Raw genomic sequence first — 12,765 nt, forward strand, 5'->3', positions numbered from 1 at the left:
ACCACTCTTAACCAACCCCGCACCGGAGCCAGCTTCGGAGCGGGGTTGCTTTTTAGGGCCGCTGTGGGAATTGTCTACCCATCGGGCGATGCGCGTGACTACATAGCGGCATGCAGCCTCGTTTTGAAGAAATCGACTACCAGCAGACTCCTCTCGGCGAAGTGATCCTGCGCAGGCGGACGATGGCAACGCTCGGTGGCCGCGAGGTTTACGAAATCATGCTCGGCCAGGACTTCCTGATGTCGTCGCTGTTCACTGTGGTGGAAGAGGCCCTGTCGACCCTGGGCATGGCTGCTGCCGGGAAGGCATTTCCAGAATGTGACGCGCTCAATGTCGTGGTCGGTGGTCTGGGGCTTGGTTACACTGCGAAGGTGGCACTCGAGCACCCGGCGGTCGGTGAACTCATCGTCGTCGATTACCTGCAAGCGGTGATCGACTGGCATGAAAAGGGGCTGGTGCCACTGGGCGCCGGGCTGGTTGCCGACCCGCGATGCCGTTTCGAGCATGGTGACTTTTTTAAACGAGCTGTGAGTGAGGGTGGCGTAGGATTTGATCCGGTGGACGCGGAGAAAAAATTCCACGCCATCCTGCTCGATATCGACCACTCACCGGACCACCTGCTCAACGAACGCCATGCGGGTTTTTACCGGGCGGACGGCCTGCGTCACATGAGCCGGCAGCTTTACCCTGGCGGGGTTTTTGCGCTGTGGTCCGATGATCCGCCTGAGGAGAAGTTTATCCACGCCCTCAACGAGGTGTTTGCCTGCTGTGAGACGCATGTGGTTCCTTTCGAAAACCCGATCCTTGGCCGTGACTCGGAGAGCACGGTTTATGTGGCAAGGGCCCATCGGTAATCAAACAACCCGCCGACCGGTGAAAATCTCCTACCGCATACTTCCCCTCGCTGTACTCGTCTGTGCGCTGCTGTGGGGGAGTGCGTTTCCGGCGATCAAGGCAATTTATGCCGAGTGGGCAGTGCTGGGTATTGAGCCGGACATGCCGAACCGTCTCGTGCTGGCGGGTGTCCGGTTTATGCTGGGTGGGGCGGTGTTGCTTGTTTTGGCCAGGCATCCTCTCAGGGAATTGAAACAGACCTCGAAGTGGCGTTTGCTTGGTTTCGCCTGTGCCCAAACGTATATCCAATACATCATGTTTTATACCGCGCTGGTGGTATCGAGCGCGGTGTTAGGTGGACTGCTGGTTGGCTCCGGAAGTATCTGGTGGCTACTGCTGGCACCGTTGTTGTTAAAATCCCCCTGGCCATCACGTTGGCAGTGGGGCTTTATCGGACTCGGGGTGATTGGTGTCGTGATTGCAGTCTATCGCCCCGGGGCGGGTAGTGGTCAGCCGGTTTTGGGTGCTGTCCTCTTTTGCCTCTGCACACTCAGTGGCTCGCTGGGATTGATCGTTCTTCAGAAAATCCTCAAGACAATGGGTGCCAGGGCGGCAACAGGTTACGGTTTATTGTTAGGAGGTGTGATGTTTATGTTGTCGGGGGTGTCGGCCTGGTCAGATTTAGCGGTGCTCTTTAGTCCCCGGGTAATGTTGATCACCGCCTACCTGGCATTTGTTTCTGCGCTTGGCTTTGGCTTGTGGAACCACCTGACAAGTTTGTTCCCGGTAAACCTTCTAGCAGGTTACCGCTTCCTGGTGCCCGTATGTGCGGTGGTGGAGTCGTCGCTGTTAGTATCCGGGGAGTCGCCGGGTGCGGGGATCTGGATTGGCGGGTCGCTCGTTGTTGCCGCCTTGATTGGGCTACAGAGGGCAAGGTAGGACAGCTTTGCAAGCTGTCGATAGGATAGGTGCCAAGGTTGCCGACAGCTTGCAAAGCTGTCCTACTTGACGGACCTGATGCCGTCTTTGCCGATGGTGATCACACGTTTTCTAAACAGCGCGCCGGTTGCCTTTTTAAAGGCTTTTTTGCTGACCCCGAGGGCTTGGTAAATATCCTCCGGCGGACTGGAGTCGGATAACTCCCAGTAACCATCCCGGCGGTCCAGTTCCGCTATGATACGGGTTTCAAGATCATCGGCCTTTTCCTTCCCCGAGAGGCCGGGTGGTTGCAGGGAGAGGTCTATCTTTCCATCTCGGCGCAGCTTGGCGATGTAGCCTATCAGCTGTTCGCCGGGTGCCGGTTTTTTGAACACTTCATTGGCAAACAGCACGCCACTGTGCCGACCGTTGATGATGGCTTTGTAACCAAGGTCGGTTTTGGCATAGATCATCAGGTCGACTTGCTGGCCGGTTTCATAGTCGGGTGCCTCTTTACTCAGATAGCGGTTGATGCGCCGACTGGCGACGATGCGGTCGCTGTTAGGGTCGACATACACATACACTACATAGGTTTTACCCACGTCAAGCGGGCTGGTTTGCTCACGGAACGGGACGAAGAGATCCTTGAGCAGTCCCCAGTCCATAAACGATCCGACGCCTGTGACGGCGATGCATTCCAACGCCGCAAAATTCCCGGGTATCACCTTGGGTTGTCTCATCGTGGCGATCGGACGGTCTTCGGAGTCGCAGTAGATAAAGACATCCACCGTATCCCCCGGCTTGCAGTTACCGATGGTTTCATTGCGCGGGAGTAAGATTTCACCGAGCTCACCTTCGGAATCGAGAAAAAATCCAGGAGGGCTGTCCCTCAGGACAGTCAGTTGTGCTTGCTCGCCGATGTTTGCCATGGGCTGACCATAGGTTTTAAGTTGCAAACTCCAAACTCCAAATACCAAAAGGCCGAAGAAACCGTCGGGCGCAGGCAGAATGAAAGAAATAAAGAAAAAAAAGTAGTCAATATGGGAAATGGGTGTATAGTCCCCGTATATGAATGAAGCACACGTTCACGATATCATGCAGATGATGATGGAAACAGGTGAGGTTTACACCCGCGAGAGCCTGAAGAAGGCGATCATCAACCAGTTTGGCATCACCACTACTTTTTGCAGTTGTTCCGAAAACGGCATGACTCCGGCCGAGGCGGTGACCTTCCTTGAAAACCGTGGTAAGTTCATCCCCACGGAGGAGGGTTTTTACACGGACGAGAGTATGAAGTGCAGCCACTAGGGGCGGCACTTGGGTTTACCCGGGATTGGGTAGCTCCATGTTAGGGTTACCAATTTGCGCTGGCGTGTGGGACATGCCGGTACGATTTACACGTACCCTGGAAAACATCGGTGGGATGTCTGGTGCATGAACTTCAGGGCAATGAGAGGCGTTGCCTGAACTCATCATTGAAGTTAGCGCGGGCGGGAATTCAATCCGCATTTTCTTCGCTTGCTCGCCGACTTCTCCCTTGATAGGCTTTGACGAGTGCGTTTCCGTGAAAGTAAATTACGTCTACTGGAGTAGGGGTTAAAGAACTCGTCCCATAGATATGTCGGCGAACTGGCTCGAAAAATGCACCTCGGCTACCCGGTATAACTTTCACACCCCATTGCTCCTTGCCCCATTCCATGTCAGGAAACCTGTTTTTGAGGTCGCGTTATTGCCGTGTTCCTTTGTGTATACTGGGATTCCTGCTTCAGATGGTGGGTTTGGTGGATGGCTTGGCTAAGTCACCGGAAAGCGATGGGTTCACAAAGATCAGGGATTTATGCGTGGTGCCGAAGTCGAAAATCAAGGCCTTGTCGCCATTTCGGGTCAAGGGAGTGATCACCTGGATCAACAGTAAAAGGAATGCCCGGCGAACACACGCGGTGTTCACCATTCATGATGGCTCGGCTGGTATTTTCGTCCGGGCGAACCCCAGCTCCAAGGAGGTCGAGTGGCAGGGCGATAGCAAGGTGATCGCCACCCTGACTCCAGGAGCCGAAATCGAGATGGAGGGAATTCTTGAGCAGGGGTCGTTCAAACCGACCATTTTGGCAATCTCTATCAGAGTGTTGAAACAAAGCCGGCTGCCGGCTCCGAAAGCAGTGTCGGTGGAGCGGCTGCTGTCCGGCGCGGAAGTCACGGAACGAGTGGCTGCCACCGGCGTCGTCCAGTCATGCGTCCCTTTCTCCAGTGATAGCTGGCTCATGCGCATCAACAGCCACGCCGGCCATTTCATGGCCCGCATCAGGCGCAGAGACATGGATGCCCGCCGCTTGATCGATGCCAGGGTGACCGTTCGAGGTCTCGTCGGCACCGCAGTCAACGGTCGTTCGGAATTCTTGCTGCCCAGCATCCAGATCGACAACTCTGAGGATTTGATCGTCTTGAAACCCGCTCCGGATGATGCGTTCGCCGTCCCCAAGGTGGCTCTCGACGATCTTGATGGTTTCTCAATCACTGGCCGCACACTGCACCGTCGCCGGGTCGAGGGTACGGTGACCTATTGCGAACCTGGCGAATTTCTTTACATCCAGCAGGGCACCAGGGCGATCAAAGTCGAATTGGCGTCGAAAGAAGAGCTCCATCTCTGGGATCGGATCGAAGTCTCCGGTTTCCTGGATATCTCCAGCTCGGTCGCTGGATTGCACGGTGCCGTGGTCCGCAAGCTGGGCACTCACGAAGCGATTTCGCCACTGCCCACTTCGCTCACTGAGATCAGACAAGCTTTTGAACCTGTGCTGCAGGGGCGCCCCTCAGACCCACATGATTTCGACGGCTTGCTCGTCGAGTTTACCGGCCGACTTTTGAGCGTTCAACAATTTACCAAACGAGGCAAGGTTCACCTGACCCTGGGTAACGGAGAGCAACTGACCACTGCTGATCTCGACGTCTCCTCCCTTGACCACTTCGGAGAACTGCGTGTTGGCTCACTGATCAAGGTAGTCGGCGTGGCTGAAGTCGAATACACCGCTTCTCGGCAGATGCAGGAACTGAGCCTGCCAATCGGCCTTAACTTGTTGCTGCGTGATGCCAGTGACATCACGGTGCTCGACGCGTCTTCATGGTGGACTCCCCAGCGGATCAGCTGGACGGCTATCACACTCGGAGTAGTGCTGATCGCGGTGATGGGATGGAGTATTACCTTGCAGCGGCAACTGCGCAGGCGTACCCGTCGCTTGGAGGCTGTGATGTTGGCGCATCGCGATCTGGAGTTGGAGTTCCGGGGTGCCCTGCACGAGCGCCAGCGCTTGGCAGCGGATATGCACGACGGAGTTCAGCAGCTGATCGCGGGCGCGGCATTTCGATTGGAAGCCGCAGTAAACCACCTCACGGAAATACCCCCCATCGTCGATGCCCAGCTGACTGCTGCCCGGAGCACTCTTGTGCGTGCCCAGGATGGCTTGCGCGATTGCCTGACAGGCATGCTGTATGTCGATGAGGGCCCCACCGAGTTTCCGGCACTTTTGCAGTATGCAGCAGCGGCGATGGATCACTGGCCTGAAGATTTGGTCGATGTGCGCGTGGAAGGCGGGCGTCCCTATCCGCTCTCCCGCCATGTCAAGGGTAGCTTGCAACTGCTCATGCAAGAGGCGGTGGGCAATGCCCTGAAGCACGGAGCCGCGCGCCATGTTAAGATCACCCTCGGTTACCATGACGAGGTATTCGAGATGAATCTTGAGGATAACGGCAGCGGCTTTGACCCGCTCCAAGTGCCGGGTCACGAAACCGGTCATTTTGGCCTGGAATCCATGCGTCACCGCATGAGCTGGCTTGACGGCTCCGTGGAAATCCTGACTGCTGCCGGTGGCGGAGTCCGCGTCAGGACTCGCATGCCGCGTAGTGTAGCGGAAGAATCCAAACCGGTTGAAGAGCCTCAACCCACCAACGAAACAAGTGCACCATGAGTTCCTCCAAACCCAATTCCGAAAATGCCAATTCTGAAAACGCAAGATCAGAAGCTGGTATCCGTCTGCTGATCATCGACGATCACCTGGTGGTCCGCGAGGGCTTGGAGGCGATGCTTGCCACCGCTCCCGCCATCGGCAGGATCGCCACCTCCGGCACTGCGCTGGAAGCGCTGGAGCTTTGCGGCAGTTTCGCGCCCGATGTCGTGTTGCTCGATGTGCGTATGCCGGGAAACGACGGCTATCATGTCCTCGATGAAATCCACTGCCGCTGGCCTGAGATGCGGGTGCTCATGTTTTCATCCAGTGCCACCTCTGCTGAGGTCCATCTCGCCCGGCAGCGCGGTGCCTCCGGTTACCTTTCCAAATCAATGGACCGGAATACCATCCTTGCTGCCATTGAGAAGGTCTCTGTCGGCGGCACTCTCTTCCAGTCCGATGCCACCGGATCCGTTGAGGTGAACTTGAGTCCCCGGGAGTTAGACGTTCTGCGCCATCTCGGCAGAGGTCTTGGAAATGAAGAGCTCGGCCTCGCTCTCGGAGTCAGCGCGGAGACCATTAAAAGCCACCTCAAGTCGATTTTTCAAAAGCTCGGCGTCTCCGTCCGTGCCGAAGCCGTTTCCCGTGGCTACGAACTTGGCTTGCTCAACGCTCAGCCCTGACCCCCCCCTTGTCTCTTGTCCACTCGGGAAATATCCCCCGTACGGGGGATAGGCAACATCACGAATCCCGGACAGTATGGTGGGCACTTCCGCTTCCGGGAGCCGCCCGAGTTAGCTATATCACAACACAAAATCCACCGGAGGGCAGCTCTAAGAACCTTGAGGCTCGTATCTAACAAATAAAACCACTAAAAACAACATGAAAAAAATACGCAATCATCTCATCCCGCTCTCTCTGGGTCTTTTAACTCTACCAACTCAAGCAGCAGTGCTGTTGTATGAGCCATTTGACTACACCGCGACTGAAACCATCGCCGGTAAAGGCGGCAGCGAATCTGGATTCGACGGCAGCTCCTCTTGGGCTGAGAACGCCCTGGGCACCACTGAGATCACAGCCGGTTCATCGAGCTTTGGAACCCTTGCCACCACAGGAAACAAGTTTCATTACAACAACTCATTCGGTTCGGTAAATTACGATAAACTTGCATACGCATCGCGAGCCATGAATGTTTCCGCCAGCTCCGGCGAGCTCTACATCACCTTCCTGATGCAGGGTCCCAGCGGATTCAGATTGAACGGTGGAGTCTATATCAATGGCAGCATCAAAGAATTCGGTGCTACCCGCACTGAGTATTTCAATGCAGATCGTGGCGCTAGCCCGGATCGCCCCCATCTTTACTATGCTGACCAGTTAGCCACGGCAGTCGACAACCCCGTCACTGCCACCACTTACATGTATGTGCAGAAATACACAGGTCTCGGCACGGGATCGGGCGGCACAGCCCAGCTCTGGCTGATCGACTCGGGCGACTACGACACCATCGCAGCAGATGGTAACGTCACCACCGCCGAACTTGATGCCAACAGCCTTACCTCCACCTCGGTCCTTACACTGGCGGGGGCGGCTCCGACCCTTGATGGCAGCGAGGAGCTCCGCATACTGCTCCATGACTTTGGCGGCGGACATACCGACTACACACTCGACGAAATCCGCGTCGCCACCACATTGAACGAAGCCATGGACATCGTTCCCGAGCCATCCTCATCAGCCCTTCTCGGCCTTGCCGGGCTCGCCCTGATCTTGCGACGTCGCAAGTAGTCGGAGACAATAGAAATAATTATAAAACAAGCTCCCCTATTTCCCTGTAGGGGTGCTCTTGACCACCTCCTCCCCCAAAAAAATTTTTCTTGGTTGCTAAGAGTCGGACGGTTGCCTCTGTCAATGACCTGAGGCAAATTGGCATTGCTGCAGAGGGACTTTCAAAGGGTGATAAGGGGGGGAAGGAGATCCTCGGCTAAGCAGTCTGTGAATCGTGTGAAAGAACGCATTTATGGAATTCACAGACAAACCTACTCGGGCTGTCAGACGGTGTTCATTTTAAATGCAAAAATGCTTATGGAACTTCAGAAACCAAGGGGAATCAAACCCGCAAACAATGGCTTTGCTCTGATCGCTACTATTTCCGTCATGGTTCTGTTAGTGATGATCGCGCTGGCGATGCTGAGCCTGAGTACCATTGAGACGAGGCAGACAACAAACGGCGGAGCCATCGAGCAGGCACAAGCCAATGCCCGCATGGCACTCATGTTGGCCATCGGCGAGTTGCAGAAACAGGTCGGCCCCGATCAGCGTGTGACCATCACAGCCGACCAGCTTGCGGAGTCGGCCGACGGGAAAAAGTCCGCTGCTTATGAAACGAGCGCGCATTGGACCGGGGTCTATAAGTCCTGGTCGCCGACCGAGACCTCCCGTCCGACACCCGAGTTTCTGTCGTGGCTGGTGTCGGCTCCTCCCTCTGACACCGGAATGGTCGATTTTGCAAAAGCGTCGACCACGCCGCATTCCGTCACCATGGTCAACACAGGAACCTTGGGGCCAAGCGGGGTTGGCAAGGTTGAGGTTCCAACCATTGCTTACAGTCATGCCGGAAAATCCAGTGGTCGATATGGCTGGTGGGTCGGCGACCAGGGTGTGAAGGCTGCCATCGGAACCCAGCCCGCTGCACCACCGGTGGATCTAGCATCGACGCGCAACAGCCTTCAATCGGTGCCACGGCCGCAGTTTGAACTCTCCACCAACCCTTCTCAGGATAAACCCTTTGCCACGGTGGCACAAGACACCTCGGCCATCAGCAAGATCACCAGTTGGAAACAAGCGGAATTGGTGGCCTCAAATACAGAAGCCGCGCGCCCTCTTTTCCATGATCTCGCGGGACATACGGCGGGACTTCTCACCAACGTTCGCGCCGGTGGTTTCCGCAAGGATCTCTCGATCCTTTTGGAGCAACCTCTGTCTGCGGCCATGAAGTCAACGCGACTCTATTCTGTTGGGGGCAAAGCAGGCATCAACCAGGGTGAACTCTGGCTTTACTACAATCTTTGGCGCGAGCTCAAAACCGGAGGGGACTATACCTTTACCACCGGCGGCACCCTGGACCTCTCCACACCCTACCTTCAAGTCGAAAGCACCAAGGCCGGTATGGAGGGCGATCCAACTTCCATTTACAAGCATCCGGCCTTTATCAGCATGAAGACGATATTTTCGCTCTACGGGAAGACGGTGGGCTCCGGTCCAACCGCGAAAATCCGTCCCTATCTTGTGATTGATCCGGTGGTGACCTACTGGAACCCGTTTGATGTCCCCCTGGTGATCACGCCGGCCTATCACTCGGTCAAATATTGGAAACCCCCATACGATCTGCATATCAAACGTGCCAATGGCACCATCGACGTGTACAATACGAACTACACTGTCGGCGCGGGGAATGACCAGTATATCACCCTGCGCATCGGCCTGACGATGCCGATTGTGCTCAAACCTGGCGAGGTATTCATGGCATCACAAGCTGCTGGAGGGCCGATGCTAGAGTATGATCGCGGCGGGCGAAAAGTTCTGGAAACCGGAGCCGGTTGGAATTTCGGATCGGGTGTGGCGTATGCCCTCAACTCTGGCGCGCCCAATGCGAAGGATCTCGCTCCCGATGAGACGATCCGCTATGAGTTTGCTCCGAACGACACGAATAGTAAGTATTTCCTCACCGCGAACCCCGCTTATTTTCTTAATACCTATTTTGACGAAGGCGGAGCAAATGAATACTCAGCCATCGGTACCGGAGTTTTCGTCAACCTTCAAATCGCAGCGAACGACCCCACTTACTCCAGGGTGTTCGCCAATCAATTGACATTCCAGGACAGCAGACCCCTTACATCCACCCAATTGCTCGGGCGCAAGGAGCCCGTCCTGATCATGGCTTTTTCTGTGAAAACAGAGGAAGACTCGGATCGTCCCGGACGCTACTTTGCCCGCTTCAACCCTCAAACCGGCATTGATTTCCAGACGCTTCTCGACGATGAGTTTGAGACATTTCCATGGGAGATCCACATTTCCTTGCTGAACTCATGGAAGAACCGTGACCTCGAGGTGTCCCCCAATGGCCAGGCATTTTTTGGTGGTGGTCACACCGCCCAGAGCGGCAGCAGCTTGATTACGACCCATTCCATTCCCCGGGAACCGTTGATTTCGCTGGCGGCATTTCAGAATTCCTTGGCCAATGGTTTCGCTTGGAGTGGTTCACGCTTATCACAAGGCAACTATCTGCTTCCGCAAATTGGTCACGCCATTGGGAACTCCGCTGCTCCGTCGATCATGCCGTCCGGTGTGACCGAGTCTACCCTGGGGGGCTCCCGTCCGCTTGCGGATCATTCCTATCTCGCTAACAAAGCCCTCTGGGACGACTGGTTTCTTTCGGGAATCGCTCCGCAAACCGCGCCATCGTACTACTCGCAACGGTCACAGCGTCAGGTGGCCGGTGATTTCATCGAGGGGAAAAAACCGACTGGAAATTCACATTATATCTTTGCTCCCACCGTCGGTGGCGAGACTCCGCAAGAATTACTTTCGCGTTGGTTTGACGGTGATAAACCACGGGAAATCGCCATCACGGAAACGGCGGCCCATATTTCCGTCGCCGGGATGTTCAATATCAATTCCACCTCCGTCCAGGCGTGGAAGACCTTGCTGGCTGGCCTCAATAAACAACAGATCGCGACGAGGGATGGCGGCGGCAAGGAGAGTATGACCGCGACCGAAGGAATACCGATCGCCGCACTCCGGACCCCAAACAATGAAGTCGCCGAAAAAGCAGGTTTGGGAAGAGTGATGTCCACTCCCCAGTGGACGGGATACCGGGTCCTGACGGAAGGGGAAATTGAGTTGCTTGCAGAGAGGATCGTCGTGGAAGTGCGTAAACGCGGCCCGTTTCTGTGTCTCGCGGACTTCGTGAACCGCAGACCTGGATACGATAAGGAACTCGCCCGGGCCGGAGCCATTCAGAACGCTCTGGATTCCAGCGAGGTTACCATCAACGACTCCTACAATACGGGGCTTCGTGCGGCCTCGACTGACGGCCCTGACCGGGGGTTTGCTTTCCCTGAAGCCGAGGCGGGTCCCGCAGCATACGGAATCCCCGGCGTGGTGAAACAAGGCGATATCCTCACTCCGCTCGCCCCCTATCTTTCCGCCCGCTCCGATACATTTGTCATTCGCGCCTACGGTGAAACCCTCGATGAATCGGGCAAGGTGATCGCGCAGGCTTGGTGCGAAGCGGAAGTCATCCGCGAGGCGCGTTTTGTGGATCCTGGAAACGAGCCGACTGCCGACATCTCTGCGCTCAACCCAGCTAATCGCCTTTTCGGGCGCCACTACAAAATCACTTCGTTCCGCTGGCTGAACCCTTCTGAAGTTTGAAATAAAAATCCATGCAACGTTTAACTCTATTTTTCGTCCTGATCCTCAGCGGCTTCGCGTCAGGAGCCGAAAAAAAACAGCCCCAGATTCGCTTTCTGGCGGAGCGAGTGCCAAAGGATCTCGGTGAAGTTTGCCTCGTCGCGGCCGATAAACAGTCGGAGCCATTCAAGCTGCCCACGAACTACCTGTCGGAACGGTTGAAAGCACCTTCCAGGAGCTTCCGGGTCATGACTCGTTCCGGGGGTGGAGTTTGCCTGGCAACCATCCAGCTGCCAGAAAACGGAGCTGATTTTATCGCAATCCTCGTGCCCAGCACTACCGGTTACCGGGCGATTCTGATGCCATCGGCCAATCCCACCTTCAAGGGAGGAGACGTCTATTTTTACAACCACTGTCCCAACACCGTCGTAGGTTATGTGGGAACCGCTAAATTTGGGATCGAGCCCGCAAGTGGCAAAGTCATTCAACCTGCGGGTGCGCGGGTAGAGAAGTTCTACGACGTGGCTTTCGGTGTCCGCGAGGATCGAGAAAACCGTGTGTTGAGCAGGACGCGCTGGCCGGTTGACGATCGATCCCGTTCTTATGTTTTCTTCTTTGTCAATCCGACCACTGGCCGGATTGATTACCGCGCGGTCGATGAATTCACGCCACCTTCCGATGTCGTAAAATCGGCAAACTCCAACTGAGATCAAACGGTAACAGTCCACTCCGCGCCGAAGCCGTTTCCCGCGGCATTACTCGGCTTGGGTGGGCTTGCCTTGATCTTGCGACGTCGCAAGTAGTCAACAAGGAGGTGATATTGAAAAAGCATATTGGTGGGACCACTTAGGTTTGTATTGCAACGGCGCAGTGCAAATTATCATAGACCCAACCATCGAAAAGGTGGCGCCGGCTATGGCGGACATCGAGCCTTAGCCTGTATTTCCGAAAACGGCATGACTCCGGCCGAGGCGGTGACCTTCCTTGAAAACCGTGGTAAGTTCATCCCCACGGACGAGAGTATGAAGTGCAGCCACTAGGGGCTGTAAAACCGGCCGTCAAACGCGTCTGCCTGGTTTTACTGACTGGGCGGGTGGCCAATACCTGTTTGCGCACGCCGGTTTGATTGCCGTCGGCGGGTTAGCTGTCGGGATGCGACGGCTTGGTCAACCCTGTCAGGACGTCTTTATAAATTTTTACTGCCCATAACCACGCCAGCCCAACTGGAGCATTTGGTCTGGATAGCGTATCGGCGACCCTAACAGCTCGAAAGTTTTTAAAAACCCGGGTGGTCCGATTTTTGCACCTAACAGCGCGCGATTTTTTTGAGCGCAACGCACCTGTTGCACGCCACCAGCCAAGGCGGTTAGATTAGCTTCTAAACGTCCGTTTTTCTAGGGTTGCCAAGACCTCAAGAAAAAAGAGCTCCTGGGTGTAAATAGTTGAAACCACCACATGTGGTATTGTTAATAATTTGTGGATACTATATGAGCAAAATGAGATTGACCATCATGGAGGTTTTCGGGCATGTTCCTAAAGCTGCTCGGGTGCACCTGTATCATGGACGACCCATGGTCCCCCACACGGTCCAAGCCCTATCGAGCCGCTATCGAGCCGCCTTTCCAGCCCCTGCACGCACACCACTCTTTCTACATTCCTTATC

General features: G+C 55.5%; 10 protein-coding genes. 9 read left to right on the forward strand and 1 reads right to left on the reverse strand.

Going from position 1 to position 12,765, the window contains the following annotated elements:
- Nucleotides 1-110 precede the first annotated feature (110 nt).
- Nucleotides 111-854 (forward strand): spermidine synthase, encoded by a 744-nt coding sequence (locus tag H7A51_14500; protein MCP5537429.1) that lies wholly within the window; start codon nucleotides 111-113, stop codon nucleotides 852-854.
- A gap of 19 nt (nucleotides 855-873) precedes the next feature.
- Nucleotides 874-1,773, forward strand: coding sequence for a DMT family transporter (locus H7A51_14505; protein MCP5537430.1), 900 nt, complete (start codon nucleotides 874-876; stop codon nucleotides 1,771-1,773).
- A 62-nt stretch (nucleotides 1,774-1,835) separates the two neighbouring features.
- Here the strand turns inward: H7A51_14505 and H7A51_14510 are convergent, their stop codons facing one another.
- Complete coding sequence (locus H7A51_14510) at nucleotides 1,836-2,681, reverse strand: GntR family transcriptional regulator (GenBank protein ID MCP5537431.1); 846 nt, start codon at nucleotides 2,679-2,681, stop codon at nucleotides 1,836-1,838.
- A 139-nt stretch (nucleotides 2,682-2,820) separates the two neighbouring features.
- On the opposite strand from H7A51_14510, the gene H7A51_14515 reads away from it, so the two are divergent.
- The 7 genes from H7A51_14515 to H7A51_14545 all read left to right on the forward strand — a co-directional run bounded on the left by H7A51_14515 (nucleotide 2,821) and on the right by H7A51_14545 (nucleotide 12,142).
- Nucleotides 2,821-3,060 (forward strand): YecH family protein, encoded by a 240-nt coding sequence (locus H7A51_14515; protein MCP5537432.1) that lies wholly within the window; start codon nucleotides 2,821-2,823, stop codon nucleotides 3,058-3,060.
- A 632-nt stretch (nucleotides 3,061-3,692) separates the two neighbouring features.
- Nucleotides 3,693-5,714 (forward strand): hypothetical protein, encoded by a 2,022-nt coding sequence (locus H7A51_14520; GenBank protein MCP5537433.1) that lies wholly within the window; start codon nucleotides 3,693-3,695, stop codon nucleotides 5,712-5,714.
- Complete coding sequence (locus H7A51_14525; GenBank protein ID MCP5537434.1) at nucleotides 5,711-6,376, forward strand: response regulator transcription factor; 666 nt, start codon at nucleotides 5,711-5,713, stop codon at nucleotides 6,374-6,376. The genes H7A51_14520 and H7A51_14525 overlap by 4 nt, the downstream gene beginning before the upstream one ends.
- 199 nt (nucleotides 6,377-6,575) lie before the next feature.
- A complete protein-coding gene (locus H7A51_14530; protein ID MCP5537435.1) occupies nucleotides 6,576-7,475 on the forward strand; it encodes a PEP-CTERM sorting domain-containing protein in 900 nt (299 codons plus the stop codon).
- Between the two features lie 291 nt (nucleotides 7,476-7,766).
- On the forward strand, nucleotides 7,767-11,123 hold the full coding sequence (locus tag H7A51_14535) for a hypothetical protein (GenBank protein ID MCP5537436.1): 3,357 nt from the start codon (nucleotides 7,767-7,769) through the stop codon (nucleotides 11,121-11,123).
- 11 nt (nucleotides 11,124-11,134) lie between these two features.
- Nucleotides 11,135-11,809 (forward strand): hypothetical protein, encoded by a 675-nt coding sequence (locus H7A51_14540; GenBank protein MCP5537437.1) that lies wholly within the window; start codon nucleotides 11,135-11,137, stop codon nucleotides 11,807-11,809.
- Between the two features lie 129 nt (nucleotides 11,810-11,938).
- Nucleotides 11,939-12,142 carry a DUF2492 family protein gene (locus H7A51_14545; protein ID MCP5537438.1) on the forward strand — a complete coding sequence of 68 codons (204 nt, stop codon included), beginning with the start codon at nucleotides 11,939-11,941 and terminating at the stop codon, nucleotides 12,140-12,142.
- Nucleotides 12,143-12,765: the final 623 nt, after the last annotated feature.

Source organism: Akkermansiaceae bacterium (genome assembly GCA_024233115.1).
In the GTDB taxonomy this organism is placed as follows: Bacteria; Verrucomicrobiota; Verrucomicrobiia; order Verrucomicrobiales; family Akkermansiaceae; genus Oceaniferula.